Source organism: Bosea sp. 685, from assembly GCF_031884435.1.
GTDB lineage: Bacteria > Pseudomonadota > Alphaproteobacteria > Rhizobiales > Beijerinckiaceae > Allobosea.
In genome coordinates, this window is record NZ_CP134779.1 from 4,647,563 (window position 1) to 4,661,163 (window position 13,601).

Here is a 13,601-nt window from a genome sequence, read left to right on the forward strand (position 1 = left end):
TGCGAGCCGGCACAGATGCGCCATGCAGCATATTCCACATCGGCGGCTCATCGGCGTTCTCGGCGGCATGGGGCCGGCCGCGACGATCGATTTCATGGCGAAGGTGGTGATGCTGACGCCGGCGCAGCACGATCAGGACCATGTACCGCTGCTCGTCCATGGCGTGCCGCAGATTCCCGATCGCTCGGCTGCGATCGCCGCGGGCAGCGATGCGCCCTTCCTGCCGATGGCGGCGGGAATCATGCAGCTGGAGCGCGCCGGGGCGGAGTTCATCGCCATCCCCTGCAACACCGCGCATTACTGGCATGAACGCCTGGCGCGCGGCAGCCGCGTGCCGTTGCTGCACATCGCCGACGCGGTCATGGCGATGATCGCGGAGATCGAGCCGCCCATTGGCGCGGTCGCCCTGATGGCGACGCGCGGCACTATCGCAGCCGGGCTCTACCAGTCGCGCTTCGGCACTAAGCGCCCCCGTCTCATTCTGCCCGACGAGCCGGCGCAGGCCCTGGTCGACAGTGCCATCGTCGCGACGAAAGCCGGCCAGCGCCCGCTCGCTCTTCGACATGCAGAGGAGGCGAGCCAACGCCTTCTCGACGCCGGAGCGGAGCGATTGCTGCTGGCCTGCACCGAACTACCCCTGGCTCTTGCGGATAGTGCGTTCCTGCCGCTCGGCATCGACCCGACCGAAGCCCTGGCGCGGGCCTGCGTCAACGCCTCGCTCGGCGAGGCGCGCTGAGATGGATATACGCTGGCTCCAGGATTTCCTCACCGTCGCCGAGCGTGGCAACTTCACCCGCGCCGCCGAAGAGCGGAACGCCTCGCAAGCCGCCTTCAGCCGCCGGATTCAGGCGCTCGAAACCTGGCTCGGCGTCACCTTGATCGACCGCAGCGTGTTTCCGACGCGGCTGACGCCCGAAGGCGAACGCTTCAGGGAGACCGCGGCCGAGACGCTGCATCAGTTGCTCGATGCCAAGACCGGCCTGTCAGGCCAACCTACGGCGAAACGCGACCAGGTCGTGATCGCATTGCCGCATGCGCTGGCGACGGGCCGCCTGCCCGGCTGGTGGGCGAGCTGGTCGCAGGGGCGTGCGCTGAGCTGCAAGGTCGCGCCCGGCAATGTCCACGACACCGTGACGGCGCTGGTCTCCGGCGCGGTCGACCTCCTGGTCTGCTTCCACCATGCGCAGCAGCCGATCCATCTCGACGCCGAGCGCTACGACCGGCTGGTGATCGGGGTCGAACATCTGCGCCCCTATGTCGCCGCCGAACACGCCGAGCGCTGGCCGCTGCCCGGCAAGGCCCAGGCGCCGCTGCCACTGCTGATGTATTCTGCCGGCGCCTATCTCGGCCGCATGGTGGATCTCATCATCGAAGCCGCTCCGGAGCCGCTGGCCGGGCATCGCCTGGTCGAGAGCGACATGGCCGATGTCCTGCGCGACATGGCTGTCGCCGGCTACGGCATCGCCTGGCTGCCGGAATGCGCCGCGGCGGCCGCGGGGCCGAAGCTGGTCCCGGCCGGCGGAGAGGCCTGGGCGATGCCGCTCTCGCTCGTTGCCTATCGCGACAGCAGCAACCGTAAACCCGCGCTGCACCGGCTCTGGGCCGGTCTCGCCGGAGACCACGAAGAGCGGCAGAGCCAAGCCGCCGCAGCGGGCACCAAAGACGCCTGATCAGAACCAAGCACTCAAAAAACAGGGGAACTACGATGACAATCTTCAAACGCCTGCTCGCGACCGGATTCGGCCTCGCTTTGGCCGCCACGGTGACCACCGCTTTCGCCCAGACCTCGACGCTGGAGCGCGTCAAGGCGCGCGGCGAACTGATCTGCGGCAACCACACCGCCCTGGCGGGCTTTGGCCTGCAAGGTAGCGACGGCCGCTGGGCCGGTCTCGATATCGACCTCTGCCGCGCCGTAGCGGCCGCGATCTTCAACGACCCCAACAAGCTCAAGTTCGTTCCGACGACGACGCAGATGCGCTTTACCGTCGTGCAAAGCGGCGATGTCGACATGCTCTCGCGCAACGCGACCTACACGATGACACGGGATGTTGCGGCAGGCATGGCGTGGCCGGCGATCAACTATTTCGACGGCCAGGGCTTCATGGTGAGGAAGTCGCTCGGCATCACCGAGGCGAAAGCGCTGAACGGCGCCTCGATCTGCGTGACGCAAGGCACCACGACGGAGCTGAACCTCGCCGACTTCTTTCGCACCCACAATCTGAAATACGAGGTCGTGGGCTTCTCCACCAATGAAGAGGGCGTCAAGGCGTTCGAAGCCGGGCGCTGCGACGCCTTCACCACCGACAGCTCGGGGCTGGCGGCGGAGCGTCTGAAATTCGCCAAACCGGACGACTTCGAGATCCTGACGGAGCTGATCTCGCGGGAGCCACTCGGCCCCGCCGTGAAGCGCGGCGACGAGAGCTGGTTCGTGCTCGTGCGCTGGGCGCATTACGCCATGCTCAACGCCGAGGAGTTCGGCGTGACCAAGGCCAATGTCGATGAGATGCTGAAATCGACGAACCCCGAGATCAAGCGCCTGCTCGGTGTCGAAGGCAAGTTCGGCGAGGGGCTCGGCCTGACCACCGATTGGGCCTACCGGATCGTCAAGCATGTCGGCAATTACGGCGAGAGCTTCGAGCGCAATGTCGGCACGGGCTCGCGCCTGCAGCTCAAGCGCGGCCTCAACGCGCTCGCCTCCAAGGGCGGCCTGCAATATCCGTATCCGATCCGCTAGAGCAGGATGCTCTCAACTCTTGGATGAGAGACGGGTTCAGATGTCAGATGGGATCACTTGGTGATCCCATCTGACATCATCCGGCTCCACATCTAACGGCGGAGGAAGGACCCCCCATGCGGATCGCCCTGATCCATGCACTCCGGCATTCGCCGCCTCCGATCGAGGCGGCGTTCGCCGAACTCTGGCCCCAAGTCAGGCTGATGAACCTGCTCGACGACAGCCTCTCATCCGATCTCGCCCGCGACGGCAAGATCACGGAGGCGATGACGCGGCGCTTCCTGGAACTTGCGCGCTATGCGAAGGCGACCGGCGCCGACGGCATCCTGTTTACCTGCTCGGCCTTCGGGCCCTGCATCGAGGCGGTGCAGCGCGAACTTGCGCCGCTGCCGGTGCTGAAGCCGAACGAGGCGATGATCGAGGAGGCCGAAAAGGCCGGGGCGCGCATCGGCCTCCTCGCCAGCTTCGCGCCGACGCTGGCCTCGATGCCGCCGGAGTTCCCTCCTGCATTGACGATCATGCCGAAGCTGGCGGAAGGGGCGCTCGCCGCCCTCGACCGTGGTGACGGCGCCGAGCATGACCGTATCGCCGCAGAGGCAGCGCGCGATCTCGCCGGCTGCGACGTGATCGCGCTCGCCCAGTTCAGCCTGGCGCGATCAGCGCCCGCGGTCATGGCCGCAACCGGCAGGCCGGTGCTGACGACGCCGGAGAGCGCCGTGAGGAAGCTGAAGCGCCTGCTCGGCTGAATAGCCTGTCAGGCCCCTTCGATGCGCCGCAGCGCCTCGAAATGCTTCTCCGACTGAAACACCAGCACGTCGCGCCAATCGCGCGCCGTCGCCTCGATCTGCTGCTGCGGGATGAGCTTCAGCGGCCGGCCGGTCGACATCGCCAGAACCTGCTGCCGGCAGGCGCGCTCCAGGAAGTAGAGATCGTCGAAGGCGACCGCGATCGAGGGGCCGCCGATGGTCACGCCGTGATGGGCGAGGAAGGTGATGTCGACATGCTCGTAAGCCTTGCTGGCGGCGATGATGGCCTCGCCCTCGCTTGCATCGAGCGCGAGCCCGCCGAAATGGTCGACATAATGCGTGCGGCCGTGGAAGCGGCAGGCGGTCTGATGCGCCATCTCCAGCCTGCCGCCCTCGACCATCGTCAAAGCGGTAGCGTAGGGCATGTGGACATGCAGTACCGCGACATGGCGCAGATTGGCCTTATGGGCGGCGACGTGGATGTTGCGGGCGGTGGCCTCGACCTCGCCCTCCCCTTCCAGCACCTCGCCCTTGTCGTCGATCAGCAGGAGGTCGGAGGGCTTCATCTCCGACCAGTGCACGCCATAGGGGTTGATCAGGTAGCGCGGCTTGCCGTCGGGGCTGTTCGGCAGGGCGACCGAGAAATGATTGCAGATGCCCTCGTTCAGCTCGAACTTCGCGGCAAGGCGGAGCGCGGCGGCAAGATCGCGGCGCTGGTTCGTGATGCTGGGCGGGGAGGACATGGGCAGGGACATGGCGCAAGGTCTCTCGATCATCTGAAGCGAACCGGATCGAAACATCGCGGCGCCGGATATGACAAGGCCCGGCGCTGGGGCCGGGCCTGAGCCAAATCGCATAACGGACACCGCCCGTTATTTGGGCGCGAGCACCATGACCATCTGGCGGCCTTCGAGCTGCCAGTCGCTCTCGACCTTGGCGACGTCGACGAGATCGACCTTGACGCGCTCGAGCACCTTCACGCCGAGATCCTGGTGCGCCATCTCACGGCCGCGGAAGCGCAGGGTCACCTTGACCTTGTCGCCCTCCTCGAAGAAGCCGTGCATGGCCTTCATCTTGACGTCGTAATCGTGCTTGTCGATGCCCGGCCGGAGCTTGATCTCCTTGATCTCGATGGTGCGCTGCTTCTTGCGCGCCTCGGCCGCCTTCTTCTGCTCGAGAAAGCGGAAGCGGCCATAGTCGAGGATCTTGCAGACCGGAGGCTCGGAATTGGGGGCGATCTCGACCAGGTCGAGACCGGCATCCTCGGCAATCTTCAAGGCCTCGAAGAACGACACCACGCCACGATTGGCGCCGGTATCGTCGATGAGCTGGACATCGCGGACACCGCGAATGTCACGGTTCGAACGCGGGCCGTCTTTGGTCGGGGTCGGGGCAGCGCGGAAAGGACGACGAATGGGGGTATTCTCCTGTTTCAGGCGCGAGCAGCGCCGCTGAGCAGACACATTGCACAAAGATGCGCGATGTCAATGTGGGAGGCGGGGAATGACGCAGCAATAGGCATACGCCCACTGCATTCCACCCCCTGCTATGCATTTACCGGCCCAACAGCGCGCAATAGACGTCGAGCGTCTCCGCCACCATCGTCTCCAGCGAGAAATGCCGCTCGACATGCTGGCGCGCGCGCCGTGCCAGGGCATCGCGCGCGGAGGGGCGCAGGGCCAGCGCCTCACTGAGGCTGGCGGCGAGCGCGGCTGCATCGCCCGGCGGCACGCGCCAGCCGGTGCGTTCCGCCGGCGTGACCTGCGGCGGAGCCAATACGGTCTCCGGCACGGCGCCGAGATCGGCCACCACGACGGGCGCGCCCATCGCCTGCGCCTCGACCGCGACGCGCCCGAAGGCCTCGGGCTCGGTCGAGGGCACGGTGACCACGGCGGCCGAGAGCAGCGCCGCCGGCATGTCGGTGCAATGGCCGACGCGCTTGACGCGGCCTTCCAGCCCCGCCTTGGCGATGAGCTGGTCGAGTTCCTTGACATAGCCGTCGCGGCCCTGCGGGTCGCCGGCCAGGATGAAGGCGGTCTCGGCATCGCCGCCATCGCGCAGGATGCGGGCGGCCTCGATCAGGACGCGATGCCCCTTCCAGCCGGTCAGTCGGCCGGGCAGCAGCACGATGCGCTGATGCGGCTCGACCTTCCAGGCCGCGCGCAGGGCCTGGATACGCTCCGTCCCGACGGCGGCCGGCGCGAAGGCCGAGAAATTGGTGCCGCGATGGACGACCCTTATGCGGTCGCGCGCGAAAGCATGCTTGGCCAGGATCAGATCGGCCGTATAGCCCGAATTCGCGATCACCACGTCGCCGCGCGCCATCACCGAATTATAGAGCGTCTTCACCACGGAGCGGCTGGCATAGGAGCCGTGATAGGTCGTGACGAAAGGCAGTTTCAGTGCACGAGCCGCCGCGAGCGCGACCCAGGCCGGCGCACGCGAACGGGCATGGATGAGTTCGACGCCCTCGTGCCGGCAGAGCAGCACCAGGCGGCGGACATTCAACGCCATGGCGAAGGGATTTTTCGTGGCGGCGGGAAAGGGCAGCCAGACGCCGCCCTTGGCCTGCAATTCGGCGACGAGGCGGCCGCCCTCGGTCGCGACGAGCGCGCGCGCGCCGACATCGGTCAGCCCCTTGGCGATATCGACGGCCGTCCGCTCGGCCCCGCCCGCCTCGAGATCGGGAATGATCTGCAAGATGGTGCGGCCGCTGAGCGGGTGCGTCTCGGTCGAGGGCAGCGACAGATGCGCGCCGGGCTGGAAGGACATGCTCACAGTTTCAGAGAACTCTTTCTACAAACGGCGATACGACCACGTGCGCCGCGCGAGCGCAGCCTATATTCGCCTCGCAAGGCAGATTCGTCACAGGAGATTTGACGTGGAGCGAGACGCGCCGCAATGGCTGGACGTCGGTGAAGGCACTGAACAACGCCGGCTCGCCTATCTCGCGCAGCCCGGCGATGGTGCCCCCGTGCTCTGGCTCGGCGGCTTCCGCTCCGACATGCGCGCGACCAAGGCCGAGGCGCTGGCGGAATGGGCGAGGCTGACGGGACACGCCTTCCTGCGCTTCGATTATGCCGGCCATGGCGAAACCGGCGGCGATTTCGCGCGCTGGACCTTGTCGCATTGGCTCGAGGACGCGCTTGCGATGATCGCGGCCCGCTGCGGCGCGCCGCCGATCCTGGTCGGCTCGTCGATGGGCGGCTGGATCGCCCTGCTCGCAGCCCGCAAGCTGCTGGGCACGGCGCTCGCGCCGGCCGGGCTGGTGCTGATCGCGCCGGCCGTCGATTTCTCCGAGGATCTGATGTGGGCGCAGATGCCCGACGCGATCCGCGAGACCATCCTGCGCGACGGCGTCTGGCTGAGGCCGTCCGAATATTCGCCCGATCCGACGCCGATCACGCGCGCGCTCATCGAGGACGGCCGCAGGCATCTGATGTTTGGAAGCGAGATCAGGACCGGCTGCCCTGTGCATATCCTGCAAGGAATGGCCGATCCCGACGTGCCGTGGCGGCAAGCGGTCAAGCTCGTCGAGCATCTCGCCGGCGATCCCGTCCTGCTGACGCTGATCAAGGATGGCGATCACCGTCTCTCGACGCCGGGCGACATCGCCCGGCTGACGTCAGCAGTCGCCGGGGTCACGGCCCCGGCCTGAAGCAGCATCAATGGACGCTGACCATCCTGAGATCGTGTTCCCAGGCGTTGGCGGTCGCGGCATCACGCGAATCGGTCACCAGGATCGGCGCGCCATCGGCCGAGAGCAGCGCGAAGAGCTGCAGGCCGGGCTGGATCTCGGGCGCCTGCGGGAAGATGCGCAGGAGTTCGTCCGAGGTCATCGGCTTCAGATAGGCGACCTCGCCCGTACCAAGCGCCGCGAATTCGGCCTGGGTCAGAGGAGTGGTCTGGATCATCGTTCTATCTTCGTTCATCGCGCCCTCCTTCAGAGCAGTGCGAGTAGCGGCTTTCAGAATACGCCTCAGATTATGAACAGATGCAAAAACCGCGCTGCACCCGTCTTGCCGGTCACCTTGCCGGTCAATCCCGGCTCACGATATCGATACGCCGGATGAGACGCTCAGGTTCCGGCCTCACCAAGTCGATCGCGAGAAGTCCGTTGGAGAGATCGGCTCCCATCACCTGCATTCCATCCGCCAGCAGGAAGCTGCGCTGAAACTGGCGCGCCGCGATGCCGCGATGAAGGAACTGCCGGTTTTTGTCGTCGCTCTGGCGACCCCGGATGGTGAGCTGGTTCTCTTCCAGCGTGATCTCGAGCTGCTCGCGGGCGAAACCCGCTACCGCCAATGTGATTCGGAGCCGGTCCGGCTCGTCTTCGCAGCGTGGCATGCGCTCGATGTTATAGGGCGGGTAGCCTTCGCTGCCCCCCTTCGTCACCCGGTCGAGCGCGCGTTCGATATCATCGAACCCCAGCAGGAACGGATGCGACAGACTTGGCGTACGCATCATACGGCCCTCGAAAGGCGCCCTCTCGGATCATGCGGAGCCCGCTGGTCGCAGCACCCCGCCGGTGGGAGGCGAACCCTCCCATCCATCAGGATATGGCGAGAGAAACGGACCGGTTCAAGAGCCTGCCGGGCGGCGCGTCCCAGGTGGCGTCCGAAGTGCGGCGTGAAGCCGGACTTCGACAATGGTGCGGGTGGTACAGCCACCCCGGCTTGAACGGGGGACCTCTAGATCCACAATCTAGCGCTCTAACCAACTGAGCTATGGCTGCCCGCACCCGGCGCTTGGCGATCGGTCACAAAGTCACGATCGGCGGCGGCGCGGAACCTAGTGCGGTCGCCAGCCGATTGCAACCGTCGAATTCACGCCGCGCCCAACGGATTTTGGAGCGGCGCTTCGCGCTCCCCTCAGCCCTTGCCCTCACCCCTGCGCAGGGGCGTGCTCGCGATCTGCGCGAGGTCGTTGAGATGGGCCGAATAGGCCTCATAGCCGCGGCGGATGGCCTTGGTCTGAAGCACAACGGCATCGGCCGCGCTGTCGGTGCGCGCCAGCGTCTCGGCCTCACCCAGCGTCGCCTTCAACTCCGCGCAGGCATAATCCAGCATGCGGGCCTGCAACGCCCCGAAGGTACGCGCCAGAGCCAGCGTCTGCGTCACCACGGTAGCGGTGGTGACGGTGGCGAATTCCGGCGGCTTCGGGATCAGCTTGGGAACCAGCGCTGTCACGGGAGCGATCACGGTCTTGCCCGTGAACGTCACGATCTCGGCCGATTTGGCAACAGTCGGCTTCACCGCCTCGAGGATCTTCGCCGCTGCAACCTTGGGAGCAAGGATCGCGGGAGCCACGGCCTTGGGAGGAGCGACGGGCGCAACCGGGCTCACGACCTTGGCCGTGCTCTTCACGGCGCTCTTGGCCGCCGCCTTGATCGCGGGCGTCTTCTCGATGCGCGTCTTGGCCGGCGGGATGCGGGTCGCCGCCGGCTTCACCACCTTCGCGGCGAGCTTCGCCGGGGCAACCGATTTAATCGCGGGAGCCGGGCTGGGCGCAGCCTTGGCGGCGGGCTCGGCGGACTTCGCCAACGGAGCGCTCGGCTTGGGAGCAGCAATCTTGGGAGCCGCAACCTCGGGAGCCGCAACCTTCGGCGTCTCGGCCTTGGGCGTTTCGACCTTGCTGTCAGCGAGCTTGGAAGCCTCGATCTTCGAAGCCTCCGGCTTGGAAGCGGCAACCTTGGGAGCCTCCACCTTGGGAGCCTCCACCTTGGGAGCCTCCACCTTGGGAGCTTCCGGCTTCAGTACGATGGCGGGTGCGCTCGCGACAGGCTTGAGCGCTTCCTTGGGCGCCTCGACCTTTGGCGCAGCGGGCGGCGTCGCCGGAGCGACGGCTGCGACAGGCTTGACCTCGACAGGCGCGGTCGCGACCGGCTTTGCTTCGATAGGCTTTGCTTCGATAGGCTTGGCCTCGATAGGCTTGGCCTCGACAGGTTTGGCCTCGACAGGTTTGGCCATGACGGGGGCCGGCGTCGCGGAAATGGGGGGCAACGCCTTCACCGGCGCCAGGCTGATCGGCGGTTTGGCAGTCGTCTTTGTCTGGGTAGGCTTGGTCGGGGTGGATTTGACCATCGCGATCCTCCATCAAAAGAGAAAACAACGCGCGCAAACGCTAAAACGACGCATGCCGGGCTCATCGCCCGGCCGCTCGATCTTCATCTCGTCCGCTTCCGGGCGCCCTCAGGGCGCCCGTCGCAGTTGGCCTTCACTTGGCCTTCGTCGCCTTGGCGGCCGTTTCGGCGACCTTGTTCGCGACATCCTGCGCCGCCGAGCCCATCTCCTTGAGCTGGCTCTGGAGCGCGGCCATCTGCGACTTCAGGAACTCGGACTGGTGCTGCATGACCTCGGTCAGGTCCTTGGACTTCACCAGCTTCTGGGCGAGGTCGAAGGCGGCCGCGACATTGGTCTCGGCATAGCCCATCGCCTTGCGGGTCACGTCCTGCGCGTTGGCGCGGGCCGACTCGGCCGAGCCATGAGCGGTATCCACAGCCTTCTGAGCCGCGCCGATGAAACCGTCGAAAGCCTTGCGGGCCTGATCGACGCTCTTCTCGGCGAACTCACGCATTTCAGTCGGCACTTCGTAAGGTGTCTTGCCGTTCATCGGGGGCATCCTCCTGTTGCAATGACTCATGAGCAGGCGCGGTCATTGTGCAGTGCAATATCATTGTTGCGCCGCAATGACAACGGCGCGCGACCCTGCCCACCCGTTCACGTTAACGCTGTTTGTACGAGACGCGGGAGAGCCCGTCTCAGTTCCATGGCTTTGCTATCATTTGGGCGCTATTAAAGCTTTGTTAGCCATAAAGGCGTGGACTGAAACGAGCAGGCAAGCATGAGCGAAGCCGGACAGGACTGGGCGCGACTAGGCGCTGCGGCGGCGCAGGACGCCGGGCTTGTGTCCTTCGCGAATGGCGGGGCCGTGCTGCTATGGGATGCCGAGGCCGGCCGGCCGGGCTTCGCCAATGCCGGTGCGCGGGCTCTGCTGGGCGCAGACGCCCTCTCCGCGAACCTGCCGGCGCCGACGCGGCAAAGGCTCGCTTTGCTGGCTGGAGGCCTTGCGCCGCGCGACGGCATCAGGCTCGAGCGGCTGCGGCTGACCTCGGGCTTCTCCGCGACCATGATCACCTGCGGCTGCCGGCTGCTGACGGGAGCCGATGGGGGTGAGGTTCTGGCGATCGCCATCCCGGCCAATGAAATGCGCCGGCTCGGCGTAACAGTGCCTGCGGCCGAGAGTGCGCACCAGACAAGCACACACCAGGCACAAGACATGCCCACCGCCGAATCGGCCGTGGCGACCGTCTCCTCTGCCCCGGCTCCCGTTGCCGCGGCTCCCGTGCCGGCCGCGCCGCGCCGCGCCCTGCTGCGCTTTCTCTGGAACAGCGATGCCGCCGGGCGCCTGACCAGCATCTCTCCCGATTTCGCCGAGCTCGCCGGGCCGCAGGCTGCGACAGCGCTGCCGGGGCGGAACTGGGCGCAGATCATCGGCCATGACCTGATCGACCGGGATGGCGGCCTCGCCCAGCGTCTCGCCAGCGGCACGACCTGGAGCGGCCACCGCGTGCTGTGGCGCACCGAAGTGGCGCGTGAAGGCGCGCGCGTCGAATTGTCGGGCGCGCCGTTCCTGGACGCGGCACGCCAGTTCGCTGGTTTCCGCGGCTTCGGCCTCGCGCGCCTGACGGAACGCGAGCCGTTTCCCGATGCGGCGATCGCGGACACGCCCGCAGACGAGATCGAACCGGACGCGTCCGAGGCTGCGAACGCTCCGGTTGAAGCCGAGCCAATCGAAGCCAAGCACATTGAAGCCAAGCAAAGTCCGGTCGTCGCGGCGGAACCCCCGGCGGCCATGGAGCCCGTGACGGTCGAGGCCCCTGCCCCGCCCGTCGCCGAGGCCGAGGCTGTGGAAGAGATCGAAGCCCCCGCCGCCGAGCCGACTGAGGCCGAGTTCGGCTCCGCTCTGGAGGCGGACGAGGCGGCGCTTGAAGGCGAAGACAACGAGGCCGCGGCGGAGGCGCCCGAGCCAGTTCCCGTAGCCAAGGACGGCACCAAGACTCCGGAAGCTGCCAAGACTTCGGAAGCTGCCAAGATTCCGGAAGACGCCAAGGCTCCGGAAGACGCCTCCCCGGCCGTATCAGAGGGTCCCGCCCTCGGCGGCAATATCGTGCCATTGCGCAACGGTCACCTCGCCAACGTCCGGCCGGTGCTGGAGCCCTCGAAGCCCAATCTCAGCTCGGCCGAGCGCAACGCCTTCCGCGAGATCGCCAAGGCGCTGGGCGCGCGCATCGCCGGCGACGACGAGACCAGCCCACGCCTGCCCCCTGTCGCGCCGTTGCGGCTGAAGGAGAGCGGCGAACAGCCGCTCGCGCCCACCGCCGAGCCGCGCGACCAGGACGCCGCCCTCAGCCGCCACCTGGCCGAATTGGCACCAACCGATCTGCTTGCCCCGACGCATGCGCCGACTGAGGCGGCAGTGGAGCCCGGCTCCGAGACCGCGCGCCAGCGGCAGCCCAACTCCCATGCCGATGTGCTCGACAAATTGCCGATCGCGGTTCTGGTCAATCGCGGCGACGAAGCGCTCTACGCCAACCGCACGCTGCTCGACCTGCTCGACTATGCCGATCTCGCCGATCTCAAGGCCGGCGGCAATGTCAGCCGCCTGATCAAGGAGGCCTCGCGCACCGATGGCGGCGCGATGATCCTGATCGACCGGCTCAACCATCTCATCAGCGTCAACGCCGTGCTCTCCAGCGTGTCCTGGCTGGGCGAAGCGGCAACGCTGATGGCCTTCCGCAACGCCGATGCCGGCGGCGAGGTCAAGGTGCTGACGCCGGAGGAGGCCGAGGAAGCCGAGCTCGCAGCGGAGTTCGCGGCCGAAGACGAGGAGAGTGCCGCCCGCGTCAACGCCCTGCGGCTCGATGTCGACGCTCGCGAATCCCGCATCAGCGAACTCGTCGCGATGCTCGACACCGCGACAGACGGCGTCGTTACGGTCGATGAGCGCGGCCGCGTGCTGTCGCTCAACAAGACCGCCGAGGCGCTGTTCGGCTACGACCAACGCGAGGTCACCGGTGAATTGTTCACGCTGCTCTTCGCGGCCGAGAGCCATGCTCCGGCGCTCGACTATCTCGAAGGGCTGAAGGGCGGCGGCGTCGCCTCGGTGATGAATGACGGGCGCGAGGTCGTCGGCCGGGTGCGCCAGGGCGGCAAGATCCCGCTGTTCATGACCATGGGCCAGATCACGGAAGGCTCCGAGCGCCGCTTCTGCGCCGTGCTGCGCGACATCACCGCCTGGAAGAAGACCGAGGGCGAGCTGGTCGAGGCGCGCAAGGCGGCCGAGAAGGCGAGCGCCCAGAAATCCGACGTGCTCGCCAAGATCAGCCACGAGATCCGCACGCCGCTCAACGCCATCATCGGCTTCGCCGAGGTGATGGCGGAGGAGCGTTTCGGGCCGATCGGCAACGAGCGCTACAAGGAATATCTGCGCGACATCCATCAGTCGGGCGGTTACGTCATCAGCCTGGTCAACGACCTGCTCGACCTCGCCAAGATCGAGGCCGGCAAGCTCGACCTCGACTTCGTCAGCGTCAATCTGAACGAGATCGCGCTCTCGACGGTCGCCTTGCTGCAGCCCGAGGCGCAGCGCGGCCGTGTGGTGCTGCGCTCGGGCCTCGCGCCGAAGCTGCCGCCGGTCGTCGCCGACCAGCGCTCGATTCGCCAGATCGTGATCAACCTGCTCTCCAACGCGGTGAAGTTCACCGATGCCGGCGGCCAGGTCATCGTCTCGACGGCGCTCGGCGACCAGGGCGAGGCGATCCTGCGGGTGCGCGATACCGGCATCGGCATGGACGACAACGAGCTCGCGCTGGCGCTCGAACCCTTCCGCCAGGTGCCGACGACGCGCCGCAAGGGCGGCACCGGTCTGGGCCTGCCGCTGACCAAGGCGCTGGTCGAGGCCAACCGCGCCGCGATGAGCATCACCAGCGTCAAGAAGGAAGGCACGCTGGTCGAGATCACCTTCCCGCCGCAGCGGGTTCTGGCCGGGTAAGGTTCTCGCTGGGCAAGGCTCTCACTGGGTAAGGCTCTCGCGCGGCCATAGTTTTGCCGTCTCGGCCG

The 13,601-nt window shown here is 66.9% G+C and carries 13 protein-coding genes and 1 tRNA gene; 6 read left to right on the forward strand and 8 right to left on the reverse strand.

Features of this window, described 5'->3' with window-relative positions; translation table 11 throughout:
* Positions 1 to 22 precede the first annotated feature (22 nt).
* The 4 genes from RMR04_RS22940 to RMR04_RS22955 all read left to right on the forward strand — a co-directional run bounded on the left by RMR04_RS22940 (position 23) and on the right by RMR04_RS22955 (position 3,480).
* Positions 23 to 736 carry a cysteate racemase gene (locus RMR04_RS22940; RefSeq protein WP_311910769.1) on the forward strand — a complete coding sequence of 238 codons (714 nt, stop codon included), beginning with the start codon at positions 23 to 25 and terminating at the stop codon, positions 734 to 736.
* 1 nt (position 737) lies between these two features.
* Positions 738 to 1,670, forward strand: coding sequence for a LysR family transcriptional regulator (locus RMR04_RS22945; protein ID WP_311910770.1), 933 nt, complete (start codon positions 738 to 740; stop codon positions 1,668 to 1,670).
* Between the two features lie 35 nt (positions 1,671 to 1,705).
* Positions 1,706 to 2,734, forward strand: coding sequence for an amino acid ABC transporter substrate-binding protein (locus RMR04_RS22950; RefSeq protein WP_311910771.1), 1,029 nt, complete (start codon positions 1,706 to 1,708; stop codon positions 2,732 to 2,734).
* A 116-nt stretch (positions 2,735 to 2,850) separates the two neighbouring features.
* The gene (locus RMR04_RS22955) at positions 2,851 to 3,480 is read left to right on the forward strand and encodes an aspartate/glutamate racemase family protein (protein ID WP_311910773.1); all 630 of its coding nucleotides are present in this window, start codon (positions 2,851 to 2,853) and stop codon (positions 3,478 to 3,480) included.
* An 8-nt stretch (positions 3,481 to 3,488) separates the two neighbouring features.
* Here the strand turns inward: RMR04_RS22955 and RMR04_RS22960 are convergent, their stop codons facing one another.
* The 3 genes from RMR04_RS22960 to RMR04_RS22970 all read right to left on the reverse strand — a co-directional run bounded on the left by RMR04_RS22960 (position 3,489) and on the right by RMR04_RS22970 (position 6,252).
* Positions 3,489 to 4,235: an aldolase gene (locus tag RMR04_RS22960; protein ID WP_311910774.1), complete on the reverse strand. Its 747-nt coding sequence runs from the start codon at positions 4,233 to 4,235 to the stop codon at positions 3,489 to 3,491.
* 117 nt (positions 4,236 to 4,352) lie between these two features.
* Positions 4,353 to 4,895 (reverse strand): translation initiation factor IF-3, encoded by a 543-nt coding sequence (infC, locus tag RMR04_RS22965; RefSeq protein WP_069693568.1) that lies wholly within the window; start codon positions 4,893 to 4,895, stop codon positions 4,353 to 4,355.
* A gap of 139 nt (positions 4,896 to 5,034) precedes the next feature.
* Positions 5,035 to 6,252: a glycosyltransferase family 4 protein gene (locus RMR04_RS22970; RefSeq protein ID WP_311910775.1), complete on the reverse strand. Its 1,218-nt coding sequence runs from the start codon at positions 6,250 to 6,252 to the stop codon at positions 5,035 to 5,037.
* A 109-nt stretch (positions 6,253 to 6,361) separates the two neighbouring features.
* Between RMR04_RS22970 and RMR04_RS22975 the strand changes: the two genes are divergently transcribed.
* Positions 6,362 to 7,138, forward strand: coding sequence for an alpha/beta hydrolase (locus tag RMR04_RS22975; RefSeq protein WP_311910776.1), 777 nt, complete (start codon positions 6,362 to 6,364; stop codon positions 7,136 to 7,138).
* A 7-nt stretch (positions 7,139 to 7,145) separates the two neighbouring features.
* On the opposite strand, the gene RMR04_RS22980 is transcribed toward RMR04_RS22975, so the two are convergent.
* From RMR04_RS22980 to RMR04_RS23000, 5 genes are all read right to left on the reverse strand, one after another.
* Positions 7,146 to 7,412: a BQ00720 family protein gene (locus RMR04_RS22980; RefSeq protein WP_244546373.1), complete on the reverse strand. Its 267-nt coding sequence runs from the start codon at positions 7,410 to 7,412 to the stop codon at positions 7,146 to 7,148.
* 106 nt (positions 7,413 to 7,518) lie between these two features.
* Positions 7,519 to 7,947: an Hsp20 family protein gene (locus RMR04_RS22985; protein ID WP_311910777.1), complete on the reverse strand. Its 429-nt coding sequence runs from the start codon at positions 7,945 to 7,947 to the stop codon at positions 7,519 to 7,521.
* 191 nt (positions 7,948 to 8,138) lie between these two features.
* Positions 8,139 to 8,215: transfer RNA gene (locus RMR04_RS22990), tRNA-His, on the reverse strand.
* 136 nt (positions 8,216 to 8,351) lie between these two features.
* The gene (locus tag RMR04_RS22995) at positions 8,352 to 9,563 is read right to left on the reverse strand and encodes a hypothetical protein (protein WP_311910778.1); all 1,212 of its coding nucleotides are present in this window, start codon (positions 9,561 to 9,563) and stop codon (positions 8,352 to 8,354) included.
* A gap of 133 nt (positions 9,564 to 9,696) precedes the next feature.
* Entirely contained in the window at positions 9,697 to 10,092 is a 396-nt protein-coding gene (locus RMR04_RS23000; protein ID WP_311910779.1) for a phasin, read from the reverse strand.
* A 231-nt stretch (positions 10,093 to 10,323) separates the two neighbouring features.
* Here RMR04_RS23000 and RMR04_RS23005 point away from each other — a divergent pair, with 231 nt between their 5' ends.
* The gene (locus RMR04_RS23005; RefSeq protein WP_311910780.1) at positions 10,324 to 13,533 is read left to right on the forward strand and encodes a PAS domain-containing sensor histidine kinase; all 3,210 of its coding nucleotides are present in this window, start codon (positions 10,324 to 10,326) and stop codon (positions 13,531 to 13,533) included.
* Positions 13,534 to 13,601 lie beyond the last annotated feature (68 nt).